This is a genomic window from Mesorhizobium sp. HAY1-8B, assembly GCF_056868045.1.
In genome coordinates this window covers 1322460-1348480 of the sequence record NZ_CP200321.1, presented here as the reverse complement: position 1 = coordinate 1348480, position 26021 = coordinate 1322460, and the positions used below count along the sequence as shown (strand labels likewise).

19 protein-coding genes are annotated in these 26021 nt (G+C 64.1%); 15 read left to right on the top strand and 4 right to left on the bottom strand.

Going from position 1 to position 26021, the window contains the following annotated elements; all coding sequences use genetic code 11:
- Position 1 precedes the first annotated feature (1 nt).
- The 4 genes from AC1VON_RS06725 to AC1VON_RS06710 all read left to right on the top strand — a co-directional run bounded on the left by AC1VON_RS06725 (position 2) and on the right by AC1VON_RS06710 (position 4985).
- A complete protein-coding gene (locus AC1VON_RS06725; RefSeq protein WP_483121088.1) occupies positions 2-679 on the top strand; it encodes a glycosyltransferase family 2 protein in 678 nt (225 codons plus the stop codon).
- Complete coding sequence (locus tag AC1VON_RS06720; RefSeq protein WP_483121086.1) at positions 679-2148, top strand: nucleotidyltransferase family protein; 1470 nt, start codon at positions 679-681, stop codon at positions 2146-2148. Before AC1VON_RS06725 ends, AC1VON_RS06720 begins: the two co-directional genes overlap by 1 nt.
- Before the next feature lie 215 nt (positions 2149-2363).
- Positions 2364-3362: a phosphatase PAP2 family protein gene (locus AC1VON_RS06715; protein ID WP_483121084.1), complete on the top strand. Its 999-nt coding sequence runs from the start codon at positions 2364-2366 to the stop codon at positions 3360-3362.
- 60 nt (positions 3363-3422) lie between these two features.
- On the top strand, positions 3423-4985 hold the full coding sequence (locus AC1VON_RS06710) for a hypothetical protein (RefSeq protein WP_483121082.1): 1563 nt from the start codon (positions 3423-3425) through the stop codon (positions 4983-4985).
- Here AC1VON_RS06710 and AC1VON_RS06705 read toward each other — a convergent pair.
- The 4 genes from AC1VON_RS06705 to AC1VON_RS06690 form a co-directional block, all read right to left on the bottom strand.
- Positions 4945-5565, bottom strand: a complete 621-nt coding sequence (locus AC1VON_RS06705) for an alpha-ketoglutarate-dependent dioxygenase AlkB family protein (RefSeq protein WP_483121080.1) — start codon at positions 5563-5565, stop codon at positions 4945-4947. The genes AC1VON_RS06710 and AC1VON_RS06705 overlap by 41 nt on opposite strands.
- A 227-nt stretch (positions 5566-5792) precedes the next feature.
- Complete coding sequence (gene lysM / locus AC1VON_RS06700) at positions 5793-6257, bottom strand: peptidoglycan-binding protein LysM (protein ID WP_172347361.1); 465 nt, start codon at positions 6255-6257, stop codon at positions 5793-5795.
- An 89-nt stretch (positions 6258-6346) separates the two neighbouring features.
- Entirely contained in the window at positions 6347-6784 is a 438-nt protein-coding gene (arfB, locus tag AC1VON_RS06695; protein ID WP_483121078.1) for an alternative ribosome rescue aminoacyl-tRNA hydrolase ArfB, read from the bottom strand.
- An 81-nt stretch (positions 6785-6865) separates the two neighbouring features.
- A complete protein-coding gene (locus AC1VON_RS06690; RefSeq protein WP_483121076.1) occupies positions 6866-8476 on the bottom strand; it encodes a phosphoenolpyruvate carboxykinase in 1611 nt (536 codons plus the stop codon).
- Positions 8477-8819: 343 nt separating this feature from the next.
- Between AC1VON_RS06690 and AC1VON_RS06685 the strand changes: the two genes are divergently transcribed.
- From AC1VON_RS06685 to addA, 11 genes are all read left to right on the top strand, one after another.
- Positions 8820-9521, top strand: a complete 702-nt coding sequence (locus AC1VON_RS06685) for a response regulator transcription factor (RefSeq protein ID WP_010912942.1) — start codon at positions 8820-8822, stop codon at positions 9519-9521.
- Positions 9522-9603: 82 nt separating this feature from the next.
- Positions 9604-11388 (top strand): stimulus-sensing domain-containing protein, encoded by a 1785-nt coding sequence (locus AC1VON_RS06680; protein WP_483121074.1) that lies wholly within the window; start codon positions 9604-9606, stop codon positions 11386-11388.
- An 80-nt stretch (positions 11389-11468) separates the two neighbouring features.
- Positions 11469-11915 (top strand): HPr kinase/phosphorylase, encoded by a 447-nt coding sequence (locus AC1VON_RS06675; RefSeq protein WP_483121072.1) that lies wholly within the window; start codon positions 11469-11471, stop codon positions 11913-11915.
- A gap of 164 nt (positions 11916-12079) precedes the next feature.
- The gene (locus tag AC1VON_RS06670; RefSeq protein ID WP_010912939.1) at positions 12080-12481 is read left to right on the top strand and encodes a PTS sugar transporter subunit IIA; all 402 of its coding nucleotides are present in this window, start codon (positions 12080-12082) and stop codon (positions 12479-12481) included.
- A complete protein-coding gene (locus AC1VON_RS06665) occupies positions 12478-12774 on the top strand; it encodes an HPr family phosphocarrier protein (RefSeq protein ID WP_056569043.1) in 297 nt (98 codons plus the stop codon). The genes AC1VON_RS06670 and AC1VON_RS06665 overlap by 4 nt, the downstream gene beginning before the upstream one ends.
- A 181-nt stretch (positions 12775-12955) precedes the next feature.
- Positions 12956-14356 (top strand): adenosylhomocysteinase, encoded by a 1401-nt coding sequence (ahcY, locus tag AC1VON_RS06660; RefSeq protein WP_483121070.1) that lies wholly within the window; start codon positions 12956-12958, stop codon positions 14354-14356.
- Between the two features lie 199 nt (positions 14357-14555).
- Positions 14556-17111: a sensor histidine kinase gene (locus AC1VON_RS06655; protein WP_483121068.1), complete on the top strand. Its 2556-nt coding sequence runs from the start codon at positions 14556-14558 to the stop codon at positions 17109-17111.
- A gap of 8 nt (positions 17112-17119) precedes the next feature.
- Complete coding sequence (gene tsaE, locus AC1VON_RS06650) at positions 17120-18631, top strand: tRNA (adenosine(37)-N6)-threonylcarbamoyltransferase complex ATPase subunit type 1 TsaE (protein ID WP_483121066.1); 1512 nt, start codon at positions 17120-17122, stop codon at positions 18629-18631.
- The gene (locus AC1VON_RS06645; RefSeq protein WP_483121064.1) at positions 18628-19353 is read left to right on the top strand and encodes a nucleotidyltransferase family protein; all 726 of its coding nucleotides are present in this window, start codon (positions 18628-18630) and stop codon (positions 19351-19353) included. Before tsaE ends, AC1VON_RS06645 begins: the two co-directional genes overlap by 4 nt.
- Positions 19350-22484 carry a double-strand break repair protein AddB gene (gene addB / locus AC1VON_RS06640; RefSeq protein WP_483121062.1) on the top strand — a complete coding sequence of 1045 codons (3135 nt, stop codon included), beginning with the start codon at positions 19350-19352 and terminating at the stop codon, positions 22482-22484. Before AC1VON_RS06645 ends, addB begins: the two co-directional genes overlap by 4 nt.
- Positions 22481-25993: a double-strand break repair helicase AddA gene (addA, locus tag AC1VON_RS06635; RefSeq protein WP_483121061.1), complete on the top strand. Its 3513-nt coding sequence runs from the start codon at positions 22481-22483 to the stop codon at positions 25991-25993. The genes addB and addA overlap by 4 nt, the downstream gene beginning before the upstream one ends.
- The last annotated feature ends 28 nt before the right edge of the window (positions 25994-26021 follow it).

The following is a 26021-nucleotide window of genomic DNA, read 5'->3' as shown; positions in this document are numbered from 1 at the left end:
CATGCGGAACTACGGCGTCGTCATACCGGCCTTCAACGCAACCGGCACGATTGCCGAGACGCTGCTTTCGGTCGCGGCGCAGACGGTGCGGCCTGAACTGGTGGTGATCGTCGACGATGGTTCGACCGACGATCTCGCTTCGGCGATCAGCGGAACGGAGTTGCCGATGCGGCTGTTGCGCCAGGCAAATGCCGGGCCTGGCAGCGCCACGACCAGGGGCATCGCGGCGCTGTCGACGCCGCTCATCGCGACGCTCGATGCGGACGACCTCTGGCTGCCGGACAAGATCGAGAGGCAGCTCGCGCATCTGGAGAGATTTCCCACGACATCAGGGGTTTTCTGTCACTGGCGGAATTTCCGCAACGACCGGCCCGACGCGCCCGAGGCCGAGGCTGTGCCCGGCTGGTCGCGCACCACCATGATGATCCGCCGTGAGGTCGCCGAGACGATTGGGCCAATCGTCGATCCGCCGGGCGGCCGTGGCGAAATGATCGACTGGATCGCCCGGGTGCGCGAAGCGGGCCTTGCCCTCGACATGCTGGACGAGGTGCTGGCACGGCGCCGCATCCGGCCTGGCAGTCTGTCCTACGGGCGCGATCCGGCACGCGACCGCGGCTATCTCCAGGTCGCGCGGCTCGCCATGCTGCGGCGGGCGCGGAACAAGGCCGGCTCGGGCTGATGGCTGACATTCGCCGTATCGACCGACGCTTCCCGGACTATGGCTGGTCATGGCCGACGGGTGGGCTCGATCAGTTGCTCAAGGCAGCGCTCCTTGCCGACGAGGACGCCGCTGCCACCTGCGCCGCACGCTGGCTGGACGAGAACGATATCGATCTCGTCTCGTTCCGCGAGCACCGGCTGCTGGCCGCGATCTCCGACAGGTTCGGCAGGAAGCTCGCCGGCCATTCCGCTTATCCGCGCCTCGTCGGCCTGCAGAAGATGCTGTGGACCAAATCGCGCATGGCCATGCGCGAGGCCGAACCGGCGCTGAAGGCGATGGCGGATGCGGGATGCCAGGTAATGCTGATCAAGGGTGCCAGCCGCATTGCCTTGAACGCGTCGGCACAGCGCGGCAGGGTGGCGCACGACATCGACATATTGGTGCGGCCGCGGGACATGCAGACGGCCTTCGACGTGCTGCGCGATGGTGACTGGCAGATCGCCACCGGCGTCAGCCCGCAATATCTGCGGACAAGACTGGCGTCGCTGCGCTCGATGAATTTCTTCAAGGGCAATCTTGGCGACATCGACCTGCACCAACTCGCCTATGACGGTTCGCAACGGAGCGAGGATGACGACCTGGCCATCTGGCGACGGGCCGATAGCGCCGAATTCAGCGGCGTCGGCGTGCTGGTGCCGTCGCCGGCCGACCGCATCGCGCTTGCCATCGCGCATGGCGGCCTCGACGCCCACACCCACAGCGACTGGCTGGTCGATTGCGCCGTGGCCATTCGCGGCGGCGATGTCGACTGGGACGTGTTCCTCGATGTTGTCGCCAGGCGCGGCCTTGCCGTTGCCGCGGCGGTGGCGCTCTCCTACCTGACGCTTGAAATAGGCGTGACGACGCCGGACAGGGTGCTGGCGCGCGTGCTTGACATGGCCGACCGCTCCGGCCTCTCGCGCTGGTCGGCCGTGCTGCAGGCCAAGCCGCGGACCGATTTCGGCAGGCTGGTCTGGCTGTCGCGCGGCCTCGCCAAGCAGTTGCGGCTGAGGCGCAAGAGCGGCCGGCTGCGCCAAGAGCCGCCAGCCAAGGCCTGGCGCGGCAAGCCAGCCCGCAACGAGCCGTCGGAAACGGCGCCGCCGTCGGTCTTTTCACAGGCCATACCTTGCCCGCGAACAATGGGCGAGATGATGCTGGACATCACGGTCAGGATAAGCGTTCCACCGGTCCGCCGCCGCATCGAATTGGAGATCAATGCCGATGACCACCATGTCGCGCGCCTGCGCGCCATGGCCATCAGCCGGTCGGGTGGGGAACGGGTGCTGCATTTTCGCGGCAAGGTGACGCTTGATGGCGAAAGGCATGCGCTGACGTTGGAAGCGCGGCCATCGCGGCAATTCCGCCAATGGGACGACGAGGCGACCGTCGCCGCTTATGGCGCACTGCCCTTCCACCTGATCTCGGCGACGTTCTCGCCATTGCGCTGACACAGCGCCTGCCGTCACGGATGGCGGCGTGCCGGTGTGGACAGCGGGAAGCCGCTCCCCAAAGGATATGGCGCCGAGGAAATCGCGACCGTGGTTGCATAGCGAGCCCACGGGCGCCGGAAACTCGTGGCTTTCCAGATCTATCGTTTAGGACGTGTTTACAGCTACCAATCTATGGTTTGGCATGTTCATCGCTTTTTCGGAGGCAGCGAGCGATGTCGAGTGCCAGTCGTGCAAGTCTTATTCTTGTGGCAGTGACGATGGCTACCATCGTGCTGATGCTCGCTTTGCTTGTTGTCACGCGGACCACAATAAATCTCGCAAGCGTGACGACCCTCGCGCTGCTGCTGGCCGTGCAATTGGCGCTGGTGATCTATTGCCGAGTTCGCGGTCTTTCGAGGCTTCAGCCGGTCGTGGAAACGACTTTTCTTTTTCTTCTGCTCAATATTGGCCTCCTTCCCATCACCTATGCGGGCATGAGACTGGGTCTTCCGATCTCCGATAACTGGCTGTCGCAAATGGACCACGCCATGGGTTTCGACTGGCGCGCCTTTGTGCGCTGGATAGACGAAAGGCCACTTCTGGCACTCATGCTGTTTGTTGCCTACTCCTCGTTCATCGTTCAGCTCCTCCTGGTGCCCGCATATTTCGCTCTCACCGGCAGCGTTTCCAGAGCGACTGCGACGATTGCGGCATATGCGATGATCGTTATTTTCTCGACTGTCATTGGGCTCTGGTTTCCCTCAGAAGGAACGTTCCATTTCTATGGGGTAGACCAGTCGCAGTTGAAGAATATCGATATCCATTTTGCTACTGCCTATCTCGCAGAATTCAGCGCCGTTCGAAGTCAGCCCACCTTCGAGATCGGATTCGATCATATTCAGGGTCTTCTAACCTTTCCATCCGTCCACGTCGCCTGCGCCGCACTTTGTACTTGGGCGGCTTGGGGCTCGCGTTACCTTAGGATGCCGGTGACAGCGCTTAACGCACTGATGGCAGTATCGGCCATCAGCCATGGCGGTCACTTCGCTGTAGACGCTGTTGGGGGGCTGTTCGTGGCTATGGCGTGTATCGCGCTCTCAGCCAAGCTTTTCGGCGTGCCAGCCACCATCACAGCCCGGGTGTCCGAAAGAATGTTTTGGCGAGAAATAACCGAGCCAAGATTGCGGACCCGCGATCCCGTCGCTGTCGTGCCCTCTGCTGCCAACGGATAGCATCCTCAATCCGCTAGTCGCCTTTCATTCTTCATTGTCTGTCAGAGTAATGCGCGAGCGATGAATGTGGCCCAGGATCGTCCCATTCCCGATATGCTTGGCACGCAAGATCGAACAGCACGTGTTCGAACAGTCGCGATTTTGACGATTGTTCTCGTGTCCGCGGTTCTTTGGCAGACGCGCTGGGGCACCATTCCGGACACAAGCTGGATCATCAGCATTTGCGAGCGAATGCTGGGTGGCGACCGCCTCTACATCGATTTGATTGAAACGAATCCACCCTTCACCTCTTGGATATTGATGCCGGCCGTTGCTACAGCTCTAGCGCTCGGTCTCCCGCCGGAAACGTTGGTGAGCGCATACTGCTATGCTGTCTGTCTCGTCGGGCTCGGCTTTGCGTCTCTTATTGCCCGCCGAGCCGGATTCGCTGAGAATCGCATGCTGTGGGCTCTGTTGCCTGCATTTCTGGCAGTGCTCCTAATTTTTCCAGGGAATGCATTTTCCGAAAGAGAGCACCTTGGCGTAGCCCTGCTCCTGCCGTTTCTCGCGCTCGTTGCGTGGCGGGCGAATCCTGCTGGCATGCGAACACCAAGCCTGCCGCTCGTGGTGTTCGCAGGTCTGTGCGGCAGCGTGCTGGTGCTCGTCAAACCTTACTATGCTCTCGTGCTCCTTGCACCAGCGCTCTATGCCGCATGGAATCGTCGGTCGATCTGGATGCTGGTCACTCTGGAATATTGGATTGTGGCAGCCGTTTGTGTCTCATATCTGCTGACGGTTTTGTATTTCTACCCGCAATTCTTCAATACGGTTTATCCTGTTGTCGAAGACACATATATGCGTATCCATAATATCTGGCCGCTTCTGTTGAAGTATGGCGGCTGCTATCTCGCCGCCCTATATACGCTCCGCTTTCTGCGGCCCGGTCTCTCTTTATCTCCGCTGGTCGCGGTCTTCGCAGTCGCGTCCCTGGCGGCGACAGTGCCGCTCGTCTACCAGGGCAAGGGTTGGCCTTATCATGCCTTCCCTGCGCTGAGCCTCATCGTTGCAGCGCTCTTGCTGCGGGCGGCCCAGATTGGGGCATCCACTTCCGGAATGACAATGGACCGCGCCCGCAAGGTGCTACTCCTTCTCGTGATTCTCGCCAATGCGGTACCATTCCTCCCGACGCAAAAGCCTGATGCCGCCTTTGTCAACGCGATCCGTGCGCAGGTGCAACGACCATCGGTAGCGTTGATTGGATCGGACATTGCCGTCGGCCACCCATTGACGAGAATGATCGAAGGAAAGTGGATCTCTGCTTACTGCAGTGATTGGCTGGGGAGCTTTGCGGTCTATCTGTCGAAGATAGCAGAACAGAGTGGAGACCCTGTCGCGGCAGCGCACTACAGTGCGATCGCCGACACATATGTGAGCGCCAAGCGGGTCGAATTCGAAAATGCGAAACCCACTCTCGTTCTTGTTGAAAGGGATGACCCCGTCTGGACCGGCTGGCTTCTCGACCACCCAGAATTTAGCCGGCTCATGTCAAATTATCGGCAGATAGCTAAAGACGCCAACGTCTTGGTGTTCGCGCGCAAAGACGCTAGACAACCGCCTTCGTCACCCGCCGCAGCGTCAGATTGATCCTGCCGCCGTTCTTCAGCAACGCCGAGGTCGAGGGATAGATGCGGTCGACGCCGTGGAAGCAGAGGCGCCCCTCGCCGCCGAGCACGACGACGTCACCGCTTTTCAGCCTGAATGACTTGGTGGCGCCCTCGCGCGTCGTCTGACCGACCCTGAACAGGCAATCATCGCCCAGTGAGACGGAAATGACGGGTGCCGAGAAATCGGCCTCGTCGCGGTCCTGGTGCAGGCCCATCTTCGCGTCCGCCGTGTAGAAATTGATCAGGCAGGCCTCCGGCGGATTTGGATAGCCCGACACTTGCCGCCAAAGATCGAGCAGGCCCTCCGGGATCGGCGGCCATGGTTCTCCGGTCAATGGATGCGTCGGCTGGTAGCGATAGCCGCGCTCCTTGTCGGTGACCCAGCCGAGCGTGCCGCAATTGGTCATGCGCACGCTCATCTCCTTGCCGGTGCGCGGCATGGCCGGCACGTACAGCGGAGCCTGCTGGACGATGCTTCTCACCGCCTCGACAAGCGCCTCCTGAACAGTGCGCGGCAGATAGGCCGGCATGTGGCGGACTCCCTTGGGCAGAACGAGCATGGATTTGCGCACCTTGAGATGGTTCGAGCCGGCAAGATGCCACCATCAAGGAAAAACGGCGACCCGAAAGCCGCCGCCGATCTCATCGTGGCTGTTGAGGTAGGATGGCTGAATTCGCGAAGGTGTCTCCGCGGAGCGCGACGGGCAAAATCGAAAACGCCGCGCGTCCTTTCGGATGCGCGGCGCTTGACTTCGCCGTATCGAAACGGCGCGACCTGGCCACCAAGTCAGGGGATGCGCAGCACCTGGCCTGGATAGATCTTGTCGGGGTGGGTCAGCATCGGCTTGTTGGCCTCGAAGATGGCCGTATTCTTGACGCCCTGGCCCTTGCCATAGCTTTTCTCGGCGATCTTCCAGAGGTTGTCACCCTTCTGAACGGTGTAGAAGGTCGGTTCCTTGGCCGGCGCAGCTGCCTTGCCGGCATCCGGCGCAACCTGCAATTCGTCGGCCTGCACCTTGGAGACACCCAGCGTGTTGCCGACGGCAATCACCGCCTTTTCGAAGATCGACTGGTCCTTCACCACGCCCTTCAGCACCGCCGTGTCACCTTGGACGACGACTTGCACGCCATCGGTGCCGAGCTTGTGCGAATCGAGCTCCTTCTTGAGCGTGTCGGCAGTGGGTGCGGCTTCCTCGTCGCCGCCGATGCCCAGTTTCTTGCCGACGCTCTTGACGAAATCGAACATGCCCATCTTTGGTCTCCCTTGCTGTGGCAACGGCGAAACCTTGCATCTGAGGCGTCAAATGGAAAGCCATTTTATGCACGCGCCGGGTGTGGTGCTTAATCGTTCTCCACCCGGCCGCGCAGCTTCTTGATCGTGCCGCGCCCGGCCTTGCCTTTCAGCCGCCGTTCCACCGCGCCCTTCGAGGGGCGCGTCTTCTTGCGCGGCGGCGGTGGCGGCTCCGCGGCCTTGGCCACCAGCGCCGTCAGCCTCGCCCTTGCATCGGCGCGATTCTGCTCCTGGGTACGGAAGCGCCCGGCCTCGATGACGATGACGCCGTCCTTGGTGGCGCGCTGACCGGCAAGCTTGATCGTGCGTGCGCGCACGCGCTCAGAGAGGCCGGCCGCGTTGGCCGCGTCAAAGCGCAGTTGCACGGCCGTCGCCACCTTGTTGACGTTCTGGCCGCCGGGACCGGACGAGCGGATGAAATCCTCGTGCAGGTCGCCCGGATGGATCACGGCTTCGTCTGATATGATGATGTTGTCATCGATCGGCATGCCGCAGTCATGGCGCGGCGGACCGAAAAAGAAAAGGCCCGATCGAAACCGGGCCTTCAATGGTGCTGAGCGGCGTGACGACTACTCCGCCGCTTCCTGCATGCGGGGTGCCGCACCCATGACGGTCGCATCGACATGCGGCTCGAATTTCTCGAAGTTGACCGCGAACATCCCGACCAGTCTTGCCGCCTGCCGGTCATAGGCAGCCTTGTCGGCCCAGGTCGAGCGCGGATCGAGAATTGAGCTGTCAACGCCAGGCACGGCCACCGGCACCTCGAAGCCGAAATTGGCGTCGGTGCGGAATGCGCCGGTCTTCAGCGAGCCGTCGAGCGCGGCGGCAAGCAGAGCGCGCGTCGCCTTGATCGGCATGCGCTTGCCGGTGCCATAGGCGCCGCCGGTCCAGCCGGTGTTGACCAGCCAGCAATCGGCACTATGGCTGGCGATGAGCGCGCGCAGCAGGTTGCCGTATTCCGACGGATGGCGCGGCATGAACGGCGCGCCGAAACAGGTCGAGAACGTCGCCTCGGGTTCGGTGACGCCCTTTTCGGTTCCGGCCACCTTGGCCGTGTAACCGGAGAGGAAATGATACATCGCCTGCGCCGGGGTCAGCCGCGCGATCGGCGGCATCACGCCGAAGGCATCGGCGGTCAGCATGATGATGTTTCTGGGATGATTGGCGCGTCCGGTCTTCGAGGCGTTGGGGATGAAGTCGAGCGGGTAGGCACAGCGGGTGTTTTCGGTGAGGCGGCCGTCATTGAAGTCGGGCACGCCGTCGGCGTCGAGCACGACATTTTCCAGCACGGTGCCGAAGCGCTGCGTGGTGGCGAAGATCTCCGGTTCGGCTTCCGCCGACAGCTTGATGGTCTTGGCGTAGCAGCCGCCCTCGAAGTTGAAGATGCCATGCGGTCCCCAGCCATGCTCGTCGTCGCCGATCAGCGTTCGCGACGGATCGGCCGAGAGCGTCGTCTTGCCGGTTCCGGATAGCCCGAAGAATATGGCGGCGTCGCCGGCCGGCCCCTCATTGGCCGAGCAGTGCATCGGCATCACGCCCTTCTGCGGCAGGAGATAGTTGAGCATGGTGAACACCGACTTCTTCATCTCGCCGGCATAGGAGGTGCCGCCGATCAGCACGATCTTGCGGCTGAGGTCGACGGCGATCACCGTCTCGGTGCGGCTGCCGTGGCGGGCGGGATCGGCGCGGAAGGACGGCAGGTCGATGATCGTCATCTCGGGCACGAACCGCTCGAGTTCGGCGCTATCCGGACGGATGAGCAGATTGCGGATGAACAGCGAGTGCCAGGCGAATTCGGTGATCACCCTGGTGGTGAGCTTCAGCTCCGCGTCGGCGCCGCCAACCAGGTCCTGCACGTAAAGATCCTTGTCCGCGGCGTGGGCCTGGAAATCGGCAAGCAGCGTCTCGAACTGGGCCGGAGAGATCGCCTTGTTGTTATCCCACCAGACATGCGGCTCGGTGGCTGCGTCGCGGACGACGAATTTGTCCTTGGGCGAACGGCCTGTGTGCTGGCCGGTCTCGGCGACCAGCGCGCCATGCGCGGTCAGCCGGGCCTCGCCGCGCCGGATCGAGTCCTCATAAAGGGCCGCCGCCCCGAAATTGTAGCGCACCACGCCGGTGGTTTTCAGGCCGATACGATCGATCGCGCAAGCAGGATTGCGTTTGCCGACTTCCGACATTGGTGTCCCTTCTTCCATTTGCTGCGTCTTTGCCGGCGTATTTCCGGCACGCCCGCGGTACGGGCTGAGATGGTCAGAACCAGAAAAGCCAAATGATATCAAATCATTAATCGATTTAAATATTTTGAAAGTTGTTTAAATCGTTTATATATGCAAAAAGTTTCACGGTTGCCCAAAGGATTGGCCGCGTTCGCTCGTCCAATCCATGTCGAGGTAGGATTGTGGCCTGCGGCGCCCCGCGCGTGACAGCGGACAAGGCCTATGCCACATTTTGTACCTAATTTGTCCTGCAAAAGCCCCTTCTCTACGAAAGAAGGGACAGCTCATGACGGAGCCGCTTGAAATGGCAACAATCGCGCTTGTCGATGACGACCGCAACATTCTGACGTCGGTGTCGATCGCCCTCGAGTCCGAGGGATATCGTGTCGAGACCTATACGGATGGTGCGTCCGCGCTGGAGGGCCTGGCGGCGCGGCCGCCGAATCTCGCCATCCTCGACATCAAGATGCCGCGCATGGACGGGATGGAGCTTTTGCGCCGGATGCGCCAGAAGTCCGACCTACCGGTGATCTTCCTGACCTCCAAGGACGATGAGATCGATGAGTTGTTCGGCCTCAAGATGGGCGCCGACGATTTCATCCGCAAACCGTTCTCGCAGCGTCTGCTTGTCGAGCGGGTACGCGCCGTGCTGCGCCGTGCCAGCGCCCGCGAGGCTGCGGCAAAGGCGCCCAGCCAGCAGGCCCGCTCGCTTGAACGCGGCCAGCTCGTCATGGACCAGGAACGCCACACCTGCACCTGGAAAGGCGAACCGGTGACGCTCACCGTCACCGAATTCCTGATCCTGCATTCGCTGGCGCAGCGCCCCGGTGTCGTAAAAAGTCGTGATGCGCTGATGGATTCGGCTTATGATGAGCAGGTCTATGTCGATGACCGCACGATCGACAGCCACATCAAGCGGCTGCGCAAGAAGTTCAAGGCTGTCGACGACGACTTCGAAATGATCGAAACCCTTTACGGAGTCGGATACCGGTTCCGCGAAGCTTAAGCTGATGCATGTCGCCCAAAAGTGATCCCGTCTGGGGTAGCGACATGCATCGAACCGAAGACTAAGCAGGGCCTGCTATTCGATGGCAGTGGAAGCACAGCGAACAAGACCGGCGGGCGCTGCCAGGCGACCGTCGCGCATCATGCCGTCCTTCGTGTCGAAGATCACCGTTCCGATGCGCCGCTTCCTCGGCCATCACATCTTTTCCAGCCTGACGCGGCGCATCCTGTTCCTCAACCTTGCCGGCCTGGCTGTCCTGGTCACCGGCATCCTCTACCTCAACACCTTCCGCGACGGGCTGATCGATGCCCGCGTCGAAAGCCTGATGACGCAGGGCGAGATCATCGCCGGCGCGATCGCGGCATCGGCGACGGTCGAAACGGACTCGATCAGCATCGATCCGGAAAAGCTGCTCGAACTGCAGGCCGGCGAAAGCCTTGGGCCGGGCTCCGACCAGCTCGACAATCTGGATTTTCCGATCAATCCCGAACGTGTCGCGCCGGTGCTGCGGCGGTTGATCTCGCCGACCCGGACTCGGGCACGCATCTATGACCGCGACGCCAATCTGCTGCTCGATTCGCGCCATCTCTATTCGCGCGGCCAGATCCTGCGCTACGACCTGCCGCCGGTCGACGAGGAAGAGCCCGACCTTGTCGAGCGCATCCAGAAGTTCATCTTCGACTTCTTCCGCAACACCGACCTGCCGGTCTATCACGAACAGCCGGGCGGCAATGGCGCGGCCTTCCCGGAAGTGGTCAAGGCGCTGACCGGGAGCCCGTCGACCATCGTGCGCGTCTCGGAACAGGGCGAGCAGATCGTTTCGGTGGCGGTGCCGATCCAGCGCTTCCGCGCCGTCCTGGGCGTCTTGATGCTGTCGACCGAAGGCGGCGACATCGACAAGATCGTCGCCGCCGAGCGCAAGGCGATCCTGCGCGTCTTCGGTATCGCGGCACTCGTCACCGCCATCCTGTCGATGCTTTTGGCCTCGACCATCGCCAACCCGCTGCGCCGGCTGTCGGCGGCGGCGGTGCGGGTCAGGCGCGGCGTCAAGAGCCGCGAGGAGATCCCGGACTTTTCCGACCGGCAGGACGAGATCGGCAATCTGTCGGTGGCGGTGCGCGACATGACCAACGCGCTCTATGCCCGCATCGAGGCGATCGAAAGCTTCGCCGCCGACGTTTCCCATGAATTGAAGAACCCGCTGACGTCGCTGCGCAGCGCGGTGGAAACCCTGCCGCTGGCCAAGAACGACAATTCGCGCAGCCGGCTGATGGAGATCATCCAGCATGATGTCCGGCGGCTGGACCGGCTCATCACCGATATTTCCGACGCCTCCCGTCTCGACGCCGAACTCGCGCGCGAAGACGCGGGAACCGTGGACCTGAAGAAATTCGTCACCGATCTGGTCGCCGTGTCGCGCGAAACCACCCGCAACAAGAAGGCGGTCGAGATCGAACTCAAGGTCGCCAAGTTGCCGCAGGGCGTCAAAGGCTATTTCGTCGTCGGCCACGATCTGCGTATCGGCCAGGTCATCACCAACCTGATCGAGAATGCGCGTTCCTTCGTTCCCGAGGACCACGGCCACATCAGTCTTTCGCTGGCGCGCGCAGGCAAGTTCAACATCCTCACCGTCGACGACAACGGTCCTGGCATCCGCGCCGACAACATCGACCGCATCTTCGAGCGTTTCTACACCGACCGACCGGCCGGCGAGGCGTTCGGCCAGAATTCGGGCCTTGGCCTGTCGATCTCCAGGCAGATCGTCGAGGCCCATGGCGGCACGCTGACCGCCGAGAACATTCCCGGCACCAAGCCCGGCGAGATCAAGGGCGCGCGCTTCGTCGTGACGCTGCCGTCCGAAGCATGATCCCGAACGGAAGGCCAGCGCAGCAAGAAGCGGGAACCGGTTTTCGGATGGGATCATGCCTGTTGCAAAAGACATGATCCGTGCGGCCTGAAAACACTCACGCGACGGCGGTCCTGATCGGCGAACGTGGCGTTCTGGTCAGCGGCGCGTCCGGTTCAGGCAAGACGACATTGGCGCTGACGCTCATCGACCATTGCCGTCAGCGCGGATTGTTCTCACGGCTGGTCGGCGACGATCAGCTTTTCGTCGAGGCGCATGCGGGGCGGCTGGTATGCCGCGCACCCGCCACCATCACCGGCCTCGCCGAAGTGCCGGGACTTGGACCCCGGCCGCTGCCGTTCGAACCCGCCTGCGTCGTCGACCTGCATATACGCCTGCTGCCGGCCGGTGAAATCGCGCGCTTCCAGGAGGACGCCAGTGACGAGATCGCCGGGTGCGCGGTGCCGCGGATCGATCTGGCCGAACGCAATGTCCAGGCTGCCCTGCCCGCGGTGATGGCGCGGCTATCCATCATGCCTTTTCTATGATCCGCCCGGAATTTTTTGCTGCAATGCGTCAAAATGGCATGGGCAGGCGCAATTTTGGGCTTGTCAACGGGCCGCGCGTCGACAAGATAGCGCTCCCGCCGCCTGGAATGGCTGGCGAGCATAAAATGCGCCTGTGAAGCGGCGATGACGGGAGCCACCAAAGAATGATCGGACTCGTGCTTGTAACGCACGGTCAACTGGCCACCGAGTTCCGACATGCCGTCGAACATGTCGTCGGGCCACAAGACAATTTCGAAACCGTGGCGATCGGTGCCGACGACGATATGGAACAGCGTCGCCGCGACATCGTCGACGCCGTCGCCCGTGTCGATACCGGAGCCGGCGTCATCGTGCTGACCGACATGTTCGGCGGCACGCCGTCGAACCTTGCCATCTCGGTGATGGAGTCCGGCCGCACCGAGGTGATCGCCGGCATGAACCTGCCGATGCTGATCAAGCTGTCGTCGATCCGCAAGGGCGACAACATGGCGGCCGCGCTCGATGAGGCGCAGGCTGCCGGCCGCAAATACATCAATGTCGCCAGCCAGCTTCTGAGCAGCAAATGAACGCGCTATCCTCGGAAAAAGACCAGATCGTCCGGGAGTTTCCGATCGTCAACCAGCGCGGCCTGCATGCACGCGCCTCGGCGAAATTCGTCCAGCTCGCCAGCGGCTTCAATGCCGCGGTCCATGTCGAGAAGGACGGCGTCAAGGTCGGCGGCACGTCGATCATGGGCCTCATGATGCTGGCCGCCAGCCCGGGATACTCGATCCGCGTCACCGCCAGCGGACCCGAGGCGCTCGAGGTCATGGACGCGCTGGAGCAGCTTGTCGCGTCGCGCTTCGGCGAGGAATGCTGACCTCGCATACCGCCCAAGCATATCCAAGAGACATGCAGGGATAAAGATTTCTTTATATCCCATTGTCGTTTCGACATCGATCTGCTAGTCAGGCCAGCAATTCGCGCCCTTCGACGCGCCAACCGGCGCGGGCGCATCCGCAACCAATTCGCGGCATAACAATTCGCATCGGAGCACTGCCATGACGGGTAGCAAGGATTATGTGGTCGCCGACATCTCGCTTGCCGGCTGGGGTCGCAAGGAACTCGATATCGCCGAAACCGAAATGCCGGGCCTGATGGCCTGCCGCGAGGAGTTCGGCGCCAAGAAGCCGCTGAAGGGCGCGCGCATCACCGGCTCGCTGCACATGACCGTCCAGACCGCGGTGCTGATCGAGACGCTGAAGGCGCTCGGCGCTGATATCCGCTGGGCGTCCTGCAACATCTTCTCGACCCAGGACCATGCCGCCGCGGCGATCGCCGAGGCCGGCATTCCTGTCTTCGCCGTCAAGGGCGAGAGCCTCGAACAGTACTGGGACTACACCGACCGGATCTTCCAGTGGCCCGACGGCGGCCTCTCCAACATGATCCTCGACGACGGTGGCGATGCCACCATGTACATCCTGATCGGCGCCCGCGCCGAGGCCGGCGAGGACGTGCTGTCCAACCCGCAGAGCGAGGAAGAGGAATATTTCTACGCCCAGGTTAAGAAGCGCCTGAAGGCTTCGCCCGGCTTCTTCACCAAGCAGAAGGCGGCGATCCGCGGCGTCACCGAAGAGACGACCACCGGCGTCAACCGGCTTTACCAGTTGCAGAAGAAGGGCCTGCTGCCCTTCCCGGCCATCAACGTCAACGACTCGGTCACCAAGTCGAAGTTCGACAACAAATACGGCTGCAAGGAATCGCTGGTCGACGGCATCCGCCGCGGCACCGACACGATGATGGCCGGCAAGGTCGCGGTCGTCTGCGGTTATGGCGACGTCGGCAAGGGCTCGTCCGCCTCGCTCAAGGGCGCCGGCGCCCGCGTCAAGGTCACCGAGGTCGATCCGATCTGCGCCCTGCAGGCGGCGATGGACGGCTTTGAAGTCGTCACGCTGGAAGACGCGGCTCCGACCGCCGACATCGTCATCACCACCACCGGCAACAAGGACGTCGTCACCCTCGACCACATGCGGTCGATGAAGGACATGGTGATCGTCGGCAACATCGGCCACTTCGACAACGAGATCCAGGTGGCGTCGCTGCGCAATCTGAAATGGACCAATGTCAAGCCGCAGGTCGACATGATCACCTTCCCGGACGGCAAGCGGATGATCCTCTTGTCGGAAGGCCGCCTGCTCAATCTCGGCAATGCCACCGGCCATCCGAGTTTCGTCATGTCGGCCTCCTTCACCAATCAGGTTCTGGCCCAGATCGAGCTGTTCACCAAGGGCGAGCAGTACCAGAACCAGGTCTATGTCCTGCCCAAGCATCTCGACGAGAAGGTCGCGCGCCTGCATCTCGACAAGCTCGGCGCCCGCCTGACCGAACTGTCGGGTGAGCAGGCCGCCTATATCGGCGTCACGCCGCAGGGTCCGTTCAAGCCGGAACACTACCGCTATTAACCAAAGCTAAATTTACTACCATATATTGACGCCGGGCGATTGACTTTTCGCCCGGCTTTATTTTTGCGCGGGATCAGCCTTCACGGCGATTCGGCGAGGGTTTATTGTCAGGTGATTCGCGACGCTTCCGGCCCGAGAGGGGATCAGAGAGGCGCGTTTCAGGGCGGTCTTGCATTCAGGCGGCGGAGAGGACCAAGACATGCCGGGGCAAAACCCGCACGGAGCGGGATCGGCCGTTTCCGGCGGCCATGACGATTCGGGGGCCTTAGGCTCGGCCATCCAGGGCGGACGCCTTTCATGGCGCGCCCGCGCGGGACTGTTGCTGGCCGGTTCAGCACTGGCCTGGCCTTTGGCCGGTGCCGTGGCGCATGCCGAGACCGCCGCCGTGGCGACCGCCGGCCTGTCGATCAGCACGGTCGAAGTCATGCAGCTTGCGGTGTTCGTCGGCGTGACGGGCGCGGCGCTGCTGTCAGCCATCGTTCTCATCCGCGAACGGGCCCGCACCTCGGCGGAGAATGTCGAACTGAGAAGCCGCGTCGCCGACGTCAACGCGGCACTGCGCCGGTCGGAAGCATTGCTCAATCTGCGCGACCAGCGCGTGGTCGTCTGGGCCTCGGAGAACAAGAAACCCGAGCTCGTTGGCACATTGCCGGTCGAAAGCGGCGCCCCGGAAGAGCGAGCGGCTTTCCTCGCCTTCGGCCGCTGGCTGATGCCGCGCTCGGCGGCGGCACTCGAACATGCGATCGCGGGTTTGCGCGAAAAGGCGAGGCCTTTCGACCTGGTCATTGAATCGCAGGCTGGCGCACCGCTCGAAGTGCATGGCCGCAAGAGTGCCGCGCATATATTGGTGCGGTTTGTCTCGCTTTCCGAGACGCAGCGCAGCCAGGCCCGCCTGAAGATCGAGAATCAGCGTCTGGCCGCCGACCATGACACGATGATCGGCCTGCTCGAGGCGCTGAAGATGCCGGCGTGGCTGCGCGACGAGCACGGACGCCTGAAATGGGTCAACCGGGCCTATGCCGACGCGGTCGAAGCCGAAAGCGCGGAAGCCGCCGTCCGCGACGCCAAGGAATTTCTTGGCGGCCAGGCGCGCGAGGCCATTGCCGCCCAACACAAATCGCATCCGGTCTTCGAGCAGTCGCTTTCCACTGTGATCGAAGGCGACCGCCGCGTGTTCGCGGTGACCGACTTCGCCGGCGGCGACGGTTCGGCCGGCCTTGCCTGCGACACCAGCGCGATCGAGACCATCCGCGGCGAATATGAGCGGACGGTGCGCAGCCACGCCGATACGCTCGACCAGCTCAACACCGCGGTCGCCATCTTCGACACCGACGAGAAGCTGCGCTTCTTCAACCAGGCGTTCCAGAAGCTGTGGGGGCTCGACAGCGGCTTCCTGCACAGCGCTCCAGACAATGCGCTTTTGCTCGACCGGCTGCGCAGCGAAGGCAAGATCGCCGAACAACCCGAATGGCGCCGCTGGAAGGAAGGCCTGCTCGGCGCCTACCGCGCGGTCGAATCGCAGGAACATTGGTGGCATCTGCCGGATGGCAAGACCATTCGCGTCGTTGCCAACCCGCAGCCCAAGGGCGGCGTCACCTGGGTGTTCGAGAACCTGACCGAGAAGATGGACCTGGAAAGCCGCTACCGGACCGCGGTGCGGGTCCAGGGCGAAACGCTCGACAATCTCGCCGAGGGCGTGGCGGTGTTCGGTCCCGATGGCCGACTGCGGCTGTCGAACCCGGCCTTTGCCACGCTGTGGGGGCTGAGCGCGGACGCCGCCAAGCCCAACGTGCACGTGTCGACGATCCGTGATCTTTGCGACCGGCAGGCGGTCGACAGTCCCTGGCCTGGCTTCGTCGCCGCCATCACCGGGTTCGACGACGAGCGCCGCGACCGTCACGGGCAGAGCGAGCTCAATAACGGCACCGTGCTGCGTTACGCCGTGATTCCACTGCCCAACGGGCAAGTGATGATGACCTTCGTTGACGTCACCGACAGCGTCCGCGTCGAACGCGCGCTGAAGGACAAGAACGAGGCGCTGGAAAAGTCAGATCAGCTCAAGAACGACTTCGTCCAGCACGTGTCCTACGAACTGCGCTCACCGCTGACCAACATCATCGGCTTCACCGAACTGCTTTCAGTGCCCACGACGGGCCCGCTGAATCAAAAGCAGCGCGAATATGTCGAGCATGTCAGCTCGTCCTCCTCGGTCCTGCTGACCATCGTCAACGACATACTGGACCTTGCGACCGTCGACGCGGGCATCATGCAGCTCGACATTTCAGAGGTTCATGTCGACCGCACCATCGCGGCGGCGGCGGAACTGGTTGCCGACCGGCTGCAGGAGCACTCGATCCGACTCGAGGTCGATGCCGCTGCTGCACCGAAGACGTTCCACGGTGATGAAACCCGCATCCGCCAGATCCTCTACAATCTGCTCAGCAACGCCGCCAACTACGCGCCGGAAGCCAGCAGCATCCGGCTCGCCTGCCGCCAGTTGGCGGACGGGGTGGAATTCTCGGTTCATGACGACGGCCCCGGCATGCCGCCGGACGTGCTGGATTCGGTGTTCCGCCGCTTCGAACCGCGTACCAATGGCGGCCGCAGGCGCGGCGCCGGCCTAGGCCTGTCGATCGTCAAGAGCTTCGTTGAACTGCATGGCGGCGGCGTTCGCATCGAAACCGGCAAGGACAAGGGCACGACCGTCATCTGCACCTTCCCCGACATGCCCGGCATCCGCGCCGCGGCCGAGTAGCGCGCTCGATGACGGGGCTTGTGCTGGAGCGTTTGCTCCCTGATGAGACACAGACCGCGCGGCTGGGCGAGGATCTGGCGCTGGCGCTGCGTGCCGGCGATGTGCTGGCGCTCAAAGGCGATCTCGGCGCCGGCAAGTCGACACTCGCGCGGGCGCTGATCCGGACGCTTGCGGACGATGCCGGCCTCGACGTGCCGAGCCCGACCTTCACTTTGGTGCAGAGCTACGACACGCGCATTCCGGTGCATCATTTCGACCTCTACCGCCTGGCGTCCGCGAGCGAGCTCGACGAACTCGGCTTCGATGAAGCGTTGGCGCAAGGGGCAGCCTTGGTCGAATGGCCCGAACGGGCGGAGGGCTATCTGCCGAAGACAGCGCTGTCGATCGAACTCGTCCAGCATGGCGAAGGGCGGCTGGCGCGGCTGTCTGGGCAAGGGGCGGCCTTCGAGCGGGCGGCGCGGTCCCTGGCCATGCGCGATTTTCTCGACAGCGCCGGCTGGGGGACAGCGCGGCGCCGCCATTTCATCGGCGATGCCTCGGCCCGTTCCTATGAGATCGTGACCCTTGCCGGCCAGGAGCCGCGCGTGCTGATGAACTCGCCGCGGCTGGTGCTCGGCCCGCCGGTGCGCGACGGCAAGCCCTATGCCGTGATCGCGCACACCGCCCAGTCTGTCTCCGCCTTCGTCGCCATCGACCGCGCCTTGAAGGCCGGCGGCGTCAGTGTTCCGCAAATCCATGCCGAGGACCAGGACCAGGGTTTTCTGCTGCTCGAGCATCTCGGTTCCGAAGGATTTCTCGGCAAGGACGGCGAGCCGGTGGCCGAGCGTTATGCGGCGGCCGCCGAACTGCTGGCCATGATGCACCGCAAGACCTGGCCGCAACGCCTGGAGGCCGGATCGGGCAGCTTCCACGAGGTGCCACCCTTCGACCGCGACGCGATGATGATCGAAGCCGATCTTTTGGTCGACTGGTACGTGCCGGCGATATCGGGTGGCGCGGCCAGCGAGGATCTGCGCACGGGCTACGCCAGGCAATGGAACGCGCTTTTCGACCGGCTGCGGGGAAGCGAATACACGCTGATGCTGCGCGACTTCCATTCGCCCAACATCATCTGGCGCGGCGACCGCTCCGGGCATGACCGGTTGGGCATCGTGGACTTCCAGGACGCGCTTATCGGCCCGTCGGCCTATGACGTCGCCTCGCTGGCCATGGATGCCCGTGTCACCCTGTCGCCCGAGATCGAAAAGCAGACGCTCGATGCCTATGTCGCGGCGCGACATGCAGCAGGGGGGTTCAACGAAGCGAGCTTCCTGGAAGCCTATGCAATCATGGCCGCGCAGCGCAATTCGAAGATCCTCGGCATTTTCGTGCGCCTCGAAAGACGCGACGGCAAACCCTATTATCTCAGGCACCTGCCGCGCATCCGCGACTATCTGCGCCGGGCGCTGTCCCATCCGGCGCTCGCCAGCTTGAAGGATTTCTACGACACGCACGGCCTGCTTGAGGAACGAACGCTGTGACAAGACCGGATACCGCCATCGTGCTCGCCGCCGGGCTTGGCAAGCGCATGCGGCCGATCACCGACACCATCCCCAAGCCGCTGGTCAGGATCGCCGGCAAGACCTTGCTCGACTGGGGCCTCGACAGCCTCGCCGCCGCCGGCGTAGCCAAGGCCGTCGTCAACGTCCACTATCTTCCCGAACAGATCGTTGCCCATGTCGCGGCGCGCCATGAGCCCCGCATCGTCATTTCCGATGAGAGCGACCGGCTGCTCGATTCGGCCGGCGGCATCGTCAAGGCGCTGCCCGAACTGGGCGAACACCCTTTCTACATCCTCAACGCCGACACGTTCTGGATCGACCACGGCCCGCTCAATCTCGGCCGCCTTGCCCTTGCATGGGACGCCGCGAAAATGGATATTCTGCTGATGCTGGCGGATCTCCATCAGGCGACCGGACACTGCGGCTCAACCGACTTCCTGGTGGCGCCGGACGGTGCCCTGCGGCGTTCAAAAGGGGATCCGGCAGGCCTGATCTATGCCGGCGCGGCGATCATCCATCCGCGCCTGTTCGCGGACGCATCCGCCGAACCGCATTCGCTCAACGCCTATTTCGACAAAGCCATCGCCACCGGCCGCCTGTTCGGCATGCCGCTGCACGGCCACTGGATCACTGTCGGCACGCCCGATGCCATTCCGCTCGCTGAAGCTGCAGTCGCCGGCGCGCTGACCGAGTCGCAATGAGCGGCACAGGCCGCGTTTTCTCTATCCCCCCCGGAGCGCCGTTTCTGCCGACGCTGGCCGAGGCGCTGCTTGCCGGTCGACTGGTTCCCGGATTTCGCTTCGATGGCGATCCGCTCGCTCTGGCCGATGTCACCATCTATGTGCCGACACGTCGTGCCGCGCGCGCCTTGCGCGGTGTCTTCGTCGACAATCTCGCGGCCCGCGGCGGCGGCGGTTCCGCGATCCTGCCGGTCATCCGTCCGCTCGGCGAGTTCGACGAGGACGAAGCGGCGTTCGATGCCGAGCCATCGGCGGCGATCGATCTCGCGCCGCCGATCTCGGCAACCGAACGCCTGCTGCTGCTGACGCCGCTGGTACGCGCCTGGAAACGCCGGCTGCCGGAGCATGTGGCGAAGCTTTTCGCGGAGGAGATCGTCATCCCCGCCTCCACCGCGGACGCGATCTGGCTGGCGCGCGATCTCGCGGCGCTGATGGACGAGATCGAGACGGAAGGTACCGACTGGACCAAGCTCGCCGATCTGGTGACCGGCAACCTCGCCGGCTGGTGGCAAGTAACGCTCGAATTCCTCGGCATCGTCACCGATGCCTGGCCGAAATTCCTCAGTGAAAGCGACCGCTCCAATCCGGCCGCGCATCGCAGCGCGCTGATCCGCTCCGAGGCGGCGCGGCTGCGGCGCAATCCGCCGGCCGGACCGGTCATCGCCGCCGGCTCCACCGGCTCGATACCGGCCACGGCGGAGCTGCTTGCCGCGATCGCCCGCTTGCCCGGCGGCGCCATCGTTCTGCCTGGGCTCGACCGCGCGCTGGACGAAGCATCCTTCCAGGCACTCATCGCTCCCGGAGCACGGCCTGCGGTGCTTGGCCACCCGCAATATGGCCTCGCCAGGCTGATCGGCAAGATCGGCGTGCTGCGCTCGGATGTCGAGGAAGTCAGCGCGGCCGAACCGCACCTCGCGCTTCGCGCCGCGCTTGTCGGCGAAGCACTGCGGCCAGCCGAGACCACCGAATTATGGGCCGAAACGCGCAATGGATTTTCGGCACCCGATATTGCAGGCGCCTTCGCCGGCGTGACCCTGCTTGAAGCAGCCAGCGAACGCGACGAAGCCGTCGCCATCGCCGTCGCCCTGAGGCAGGCGGTAGAGGAGCCGGGCCAAAGAGCTGCCCTCGTCACCGGCGATCGCGCGCTGGCGCGGCGTGTCTCGGTCGAACTCAAGCGCTTCGGCGTTGTCGCCGACGATTCCGGCGGCACGCCGCTCGCCAACACGCCCGCGGCCAGCCTGCTCCGGTTGACCCTCGAAGCAGTGTTCCGGCCTGGCGATCCGGTCGGGCTGCTGTCGTTGCTCAAGCATCCGCTGCTAGGCCTCGGTCTCGAACGCGCCGATGCGCGCCATGCTGCGGAGCTGGTCGAACTGGTGGCGCTGCGCGGCGGCACCGGCCGCCCAGACATCGCGTCGCTGCCGGAACTGTTCGAGGCCCGCCTCACCGGCCTGGATGATGACAGCCGGCCGCCCTTCTGGTTCTCCCGGCTGACCGTGCGCGCCATCGAAAGCGCGCGAAATTTGCTCGAAGGTCTGAAGCAAGCCCTGGCTCCGCTGATGGTCTTTCGCGGCCAGGGGGATGCCGATCTTGCCGCCTTGGTCAAAGCCAGCGTTGTGGCCCTGGAAAATCTCGGCCGCGCCGCCGATGGCGGCCTTGCCGACCTCTATGCCGGTGACGCCGGCGAAAAGCTTGCCGAACTGCTGCGCGGGCTGGTCGCCGCTTCGGCCACGCTGTCGTTCGCGGCGAGCGAATGGCCCGATGTGATGGACGCGCTGATCGCGCCCGAAACGGTCAAGCCGGCGCAAGGCACCGACCGGAACATCGCCATCTGGGGCGCGCTGGAAGCGCGGCTGCAGGATGTCGACACGCTGGTCATTGGCGGGCTCAACGAAGGTGTGTGGCCGCGCAAGCCCGAGAGCGACCGCTTCATGTCGCGGCTGATGAAGACCGGCATCGATCTCGAACCGCCGGAACGGCGCATTGGCCTTGCCGCGCATGATTTCCAGATGGCCATGGGTGCCAAGAAGGTTTTGCTGGCCCGCTCGGCGCGTTCCGGCGACGCACCTGCCGTGCCATCGCGCTGGCTGCAGCGGCTGCTCACCTTCATCGGCAACGAGCAGGCGGCAACCCTGCGCGGGCGCGGCGACGAGCTGCTCGCCTGGGCCCGTGCGCTCGATACCGGACCGAAGCAGGATTTCGCGCCACGACCGCAACCGAAGCCGCCATTGTCAGTGCGCCCGACGCATTTCTCGGTCACCGAGATCGAAACCTTGCGCCGTGATCCCTACGCCGTCTACGCGAGACGGATCCTCGGCCTGATGCCGCTCGATCCTGTGATCCGAGACCCCGGCGCGGCCGAGCGCGGCACGCTGTTCCACGCCATCCTGCATCTGTTCTCGTCCGAGGTGGCCGATCCGCGCGCGCCCGAGGCGCTGGCCGGCCTCATTGCCGCCGGCCGCGCCTGCTTTGCCGAGGCTGACCTTCCGGCCGATGTCGAGGCGGTGTGGTGGCCGCGCTTCGAGAAGCTCGCCGCCAACATCATCGAGTGGGAGCGCACGCGGGCCGACGCGGTGGTCGAACGGCATGCCGAGGAGAGGGCGGGGAAGACCACTGTCGGACAGTCCGGCGTCACGCTGTCCGGCTACGCCGACCGCGTCGATCTGCTGGCCGGCGGCATGGCCGATATTCTGGACTACAAGACTGGCTCCTCGCCCTCCAAGGCGCAGGCGCACACGCTGCTGGCGCCGCAACTGGCGCTGGAGGGCGCTCTGCTGAGGCGCGGCGCCTTCAAGGATCTGGGCGCGCGTGAGCCGTCGCAACTGGCCTTTGTCCGGCTGAAGCCGAATGGCGAGGTGTTCGAGGAGTCCATCCTCGAACACAACCGGCAGCCGCGAACCGCGGCCGATCTTGCCGAGGAAGCCTGGGCACGGCTGGAAAAGCTGCTGGTCCACTACATCGATCCGCAAACCGGATATCTGTCGCGCGCGCTGCCGTTTCGCGAAGGCGAGACCGACGGCGACTACGACCACCTCGCCCGCGTGCTCGAATGGTCGGCCGGCGGCGATGCCGGTGACGAGGGAGGGGAGGCATGAAGAAGGCCTATCCTATCCCGAGCGACACCGCGACCAGCCAGGCCCGCGCCGCCGATCCCATGAACTCCGCCTGGGTGTCTGCCAATGCCGGCTCCGGCAAGACCCATGTGCTGGCCCAGCGCGTCATCCGGCTGCTGCTCAACGGCACCGACCCGTCGAAGATCCTGTGTCTGACCTATACACGCGCCGCCGCCGCCAACATGTCGAACCGGGTCTTTTCCACGCTGTCGGACTGGACCGTGCTCGGTGATGCCGAGCTGGCCGTGAAGATCGAAACACTGGAGGGGCGCCGACCCGATCGCGACACCATGCGCCGGGCGCGGCGCCTGTTCGCCGAGGCGCTGGAAACGCCGGGCGGGCTGAAGATCCAGACCATCCATGCCTTCTGCGAATCCGTGCTCCATCAATTTCCCCTGGAAGCCAACATCCCGGCCCATTTCGAGATGCTCGACGGCCAAATGGAGGCATCGCTGTTCGCCGCCGCGCGTCGCGAGATGATCTCCGGTACGACTGCCGGCAATCCAGGTCTGGCCGACGCCTTCGCCACTGTGCTGGAGCGCGGCGGCGAGGCCGGTCTCGACGCATTGCTCGGCGAGATCGTGCGCAAGCGGGACGGGTTGCGGCATTTTCTCGATGCCGTTGGGCATGACGGTTTCCAACCCTTGTTCGATGAATTCCATTTCCGCCCCGGCCAGACCGCCGAGGGCCTGGCGGCATCGGCCTGGCCCCTGCCCGGCTTCCTGCCCGACTATTTCGCCGGCTTTGCCCAGGCCGCCGAATCCACCGACGCAAGGTCGGTGTTGAACAACATCCTGCCCTATGCGCGCCAAGCCTTCGCGGAGAGCGATTCCATTCACCGCCTGCAATTGCTCGCAAGAGCATTCCTCAAGACCGATGGCGATCCCTATGATCCGGCAAAGGCGTTCAAGAAGGCTCTGACCGACCGCCTGCCGGATCTGGCCGAACGCTATCTCTCGGCCGCGAACGCCATCATCGAAACCGTCGACCGGCTGGCGCTGTTCCGGATGCTGGAAGGCACGGCCGCGGCGCTGACCATCGCCGACTGGCTGATCGCCCGCTACGAGGTGCTGAAGCGCAGTCGCGGCTTTCTCGACTTCAACGATTTGATCACCCGCACGGTCAATCTCCTGGCACGGCCCGACGCCGGCCCATGGGTGCAATACAAGCTCGACCAGGGCATCGACCACATTCTGCTCGACGAAGCGCAGGACACCAGCCCTGATCAATGGGAGGTGGTGAAGCGGCTGGCGGAGGAGTTTTTCGCCGGGTTCGGTGCGCGCGACAGGGTCCACCGTACGGTCTTTGCCGTTGGCGACGAAAAGCAGTCGATCTATTCCTTCCAGGGCGCGGCACCCGACTCCTTCGCCGACAGCCGGCTGTTGTTCGCCGGCAGGGTGCGCGATGCCGAGGCGTCGTTCGCCGACCTCAAGCTGACCTGGTCGTTCCGCTCGACCGACGACGTACTGGCCGCCGTCGACCGCGTCTTTGCCGATCCTGTCGTGCGGCGCGGCATCAGCCACGATCCCGATCCGCTGAGCCACAAGGCGATCCGCACCGATGCGCCGGGCTATGTCGAGGTCTGGCCGTCGCTCGGCACTGAAGCCGTCGACGAGCCCGACGACTGGACGCAGGCGATCGACCACGCCCACGCACCCGCGGTGCGTGTTGCCGAGAATGTGGCGGCCACCATTGCCGGCTGGATCGGCAGGGGCGAAATCATCGAGGGCCGCGGCAAGCGGCTGCGGCCTGGCGACGTGCTGCTGCTGGTGCGCAAGCGCGACAGCTTCGTCCATGCGCTGACCCGCGCCTTGAAACGCCGAGACATTCCGGTTGCCGGCGCCGATCGGCTAAGCCTGCCCGGCCACATCGCGGTCAAGGACCTGATCGCGCTCGGCCATCTGCTGATCCAGCCGCAGGACGACCTGTCGCTCGCCGCCGTGCTGCGCAGCCCGATCTTCGACTTGCCGGAGGAGACGCTGTTCACACTCGCCGCGCAGAGGGCGCCCGGCCTGTCGCTGGCCACATCGCTGCGCCAGCATGCCGAAGAAAACGGGCGCCTGGCGAAGATTGTCGCGCAACTCGACGTCTGGGCCGACGAGGCCGCCTTCAAGCCGGTGTTCGAATTCTATGCCGGCCTGCTGGCGCGCGACCACGTGCGTAAAAGAATGATCGCGCGGCTCGGGCCGGAGGCCGGCGATATTCTCGACGAGTTCCTGAGCTTCTGCCTTGCCGAGGAGCGGACCGGCCTGCCTGGGCTGGAGGCCTTCCTGTCGACGCTGGAAAATGCCGGTCCCGAGATCAAGCGCGAGATGGACCAGACCCGTGACGAGGTCCGCGTCATGACCGTGCACGCGGCCAAGGGTTTGGAGGCGCCGGTCGTGTTCCTGGTCGATGGCGGCTCCGCCCCGTTCAGCGACCAGCATCTGCCGCGCCTGATGCCTTTCAAGGGCTCGGGCACATACTGGGACGGCAAGGGCTATCTCTGGCGCTCGGCCAGCGATGTCGCCAACGGCTTTTCCAAGGCCGCGGCGATGCGGGCACGGGAACTCGCCGACGACGAATACCGTCGCTTGCTCTATGTCGGCATGACCCGTGCCGAGGATCGGCTGATCGTCTGCGGCTACCATGGCAAGCGGGCGCCGAATGCCGGCACCTGGCATTCGATCGTGAGTCGCGCCTTGATCGGTGCGCCCGAGAGCGAACAGCGTCCACATCCCGCCGGCGGCGACCCGGTGCATCGTTTTCACGTGACCAACCTGCCGCCCGTCGCGCCGGGCGCCAGTGAACAGGCGCGGCAGGCCGGTGCTTTTAACCCGTTGCCGGCGACCCTGTTCCGACCCTTGCCACCTTTTGAGGACCTGCCGCGGCCGCTGTCGCCATCCGGCGCCTCGGCGCTGATCGACGAAGGCAAGGAAGCGGTGGTCGACAGGGCTTCGCCGGTGCTGGACGCCGATGCCGAGCCGGGCTTTGCCGTGCTGCGCGGGCTCGCTTTGCACAAGTTGCTGCAGATGTTGCCCGGCATTGCCGAGAACTCGCGCCAGGGCGCGGCCGAACGTTATCTCGCGCGAACGGGTGCCGCGTGGCCGCCGTCAGAACGGGACAGGGCCCTTGCATCGGTCATCGCCATCCTCGACGACCCACGCCTCGGGCAGTTGTTCGCGCCCTCGTCGCGCGCCGAGGTGGCGATCATGGGCAATCTGGACGTGAGGGGGAAAAGGCGTTCCATTTCCGGCAAGATCGACCGGTTGGCGGTGACCGCCGACACGATTTCGATCGTCGACTACAAGACCAACCGGCCGGCGCCTGTCTCGCTGGCTGAAGTCCCGCCGGCCTATCTGCTGCAGCTCGCGCTTTATCGCGCGCTGCTACAGCCGCTTTATCCCGGACGCGAGGTGAAGGCGGCCCTCTTGTTCACCGAAGCGCCAAGGCTGATCGAATTGCCGGCCCAGGCCATGGATGACGCCCTTGCCCGACTCACAGGAGCGTGACACAAGACCTGCTTGAAGAAGGGCCAGA

Excerpts from the sequence above, each read along its gene's own strand:
- AC1VON_RS06725 (WP_483121088.1), top strand. The coding sequence starts at position 2 with ATGCGGAACTACGGCGTCGTCATACCGGCCTTCAACGCAACCGGCACG.
- AC1VON_RS06720 (WP_483121086.1), top strand. The coding sequence starts at position 679 with ATGGCTGACATTCGCCGTATCGACCGACGCTTCCCGGACTATGGCTGG.
- AC1VON_RS06715 (WP_483121084.1), top strand. The coding sequence starts at position 2,364 with ATGTCGAGTGCCAGTCGTGCAAGTCTTATTCTTGTGGCAGTGACGATG.
- AC1VON_RS06710 (WP_483121082.1), top strand. The coding sequence starts at position 3,423 with ATGAATGTGGCCCAGGATCGTCCCATTCCCGATATGCTTGGCACGCAA.
- AC1VON_RS06705 (WP_483121080.1), bottom strand. The coding sequence starts at position 5,565 with ATGCTCGTTCTGCCCAAGGGAGTCCGCCACATGCCGGCCTATCTGCCG.
- lysM (WP_172347361.1), bottom strand. The coding sequence starts at position 6,257 with ATGGGCATGTTCGATTTCGTCAAGAGCGTCGGCAAGAAACTGGGCATC.
- arfB (WP_483121078.1), bottom strand. The coding sequence starts at position 6,784 with ATGCCGATCGATGACAACATCATCATATCAGACGAAGCCGTGATCCAT.
- AC1VON_RS06690 (WP_483121076.1), bottom strand. The coding sequence starts at position 8,476 with ATGTCGGAAGTCGGCAAACGCAATCCTGCTTGCGCGATCGATCGTATC.
- AC1VON_RS06685 (WP_010912942.1), top strand. The coding sequence starts at position 8,820 with ATGGCAACAATCGCGCTTGTCGATGACGACCGCAACATTCTGACGTCG.
- AC1VON_RS06680 (WP_483121074.1), top strand. The coding sequence starts at position 9,604 with ATGGCAGTGGAAGCACAGCGAACAAGACCGGCGGGCGCTGCCAGGCGA.
- AC1VON_RS06670 (WP_010912939.1), top strand. The coding sequence starts at position 12,080 with ATGATCGGACTCGTGCTTGTAACGCACGGTCAACTGGCCACCGAGTTC.
- AC1VON_RS06665 (WP_056569043.1), top strand. The coding sequence starts at position 12,478 with ATGAACGCGCTATCCTCGGAAAAAGACCAGATCGTCCGGGAGTTTCCG.
- ahcY (WP_483121070.1), top strand. The coding sequence starts at position 12,956 with ATGACGGGTAGCAAGGATTATGTGGTCGCCGACATCTCGCTTGCCGGC.
- AC1VON_RS06655 (WP_483121068.1), top strand. The coding sequence starts at position 14,556 with ATGCCGGGGCAAAACCCGCACGGAGCGGGATCGGCCGTTTCCGGCGGC.
- tsaE (WP_483121066.1), top strand. The coding sequence starts at position 17,120 with ATGACGGGGCTTGTGCTGGAGCGTTTGCTCCCTGATGAGACACAGACC.
- addB (WP_483121062.1), top strand. The coding sequence starts at position 19,350 with ATGAGCGGCACAGGCCGCGTTTTCTCTATCCCCCCCGGAGCGCCGTTT.
- addA (WP_483121061.1), top strand. The coding sequence starts at position 22,481 with ATGAAGAAGGCCTATCCTATCCCGAGCGACACCGCGACCAGCCAGGCC.